A 564-nucleotide genomic window follows, 5' to 3' on the forward strand; every position below is an offset into this window, starting at 1 on the left:
ATCACGGGCCCGAGGCCCGTGCACGGATAGCCTCGGAACACACGAGCGAACCACGGAGGATTGCGATGTCGAACCCCCTCAAGAAGACCATGGTGTACCTGGGTCTGGCCGACGAGGAAGAGGTCTACGAGGAGCCCGCAGCGCAGCAGCAGCCGCGTCGCGAGAAGCCGATCGAGAAGGCTCCCGCCCCGGTGACCCCGATCCACCGTCCCGCCGTGGTGCGCCAGCCCGCGCCGAGCGCGATCAGCGAGATCCTCACGGTGCACCCCAAGCAGTACCGCGACGCCCAGATCATCGCCGAGAACTTCCGCGACGGCATCCCCGTGATCATCAACCTCTCCCAGATGAGTGACGCCGACGCGCGTCGCCTGATCGACTTCGCCAGCGGGCTCTCGCTCGGCCTGTTCGGTCGCATCGAGCGCGTGACCAGCAAGGTCTTCCTGCTGTCGCCCGAGAACGTCGCGGTGTCGGGTGACGGTGCTGTGGTGCAGGCCGACCCCGAGGCGCCGGCCTTCGCGCAGTAGACCGCCGTGGACGTGCTCAAGCTCGTCGCCTCGATCGTCA

The 564-nt window shown here is 67.6% G+C and carries 1 protein-coding gene; it reads left to right on the plus strand.

What is annotated here, in order from left to right:
- Positions 1 to 65: 65 nt before the first annotated feature.
- On the plus strand, positions 66 to 524 hold the full coding sequence (locus tag NQ160_RS24480; RefSeq protein WP_257517548.1) for a cell division protein SepF: 459 nt from the start codon (positions 66 to 68) through the stop codon (positions 522 to 524).
- Positions 525 to 564 lie beyond the last annotated feature (40 nt).

This window comes from Microbacterium sp. zg.Y909, assembly GCF_024626565.1.

What these genes read in the sequence shown, in the direction of transcription:
- NQ160_RS24480 (WP_257517548.1), top strand. Translation starts at nt 66, where the DNA reads ATGTCGAACCCCCTCAAGAAGACCATGGTGTACCTGGGTCTGGCCGAC.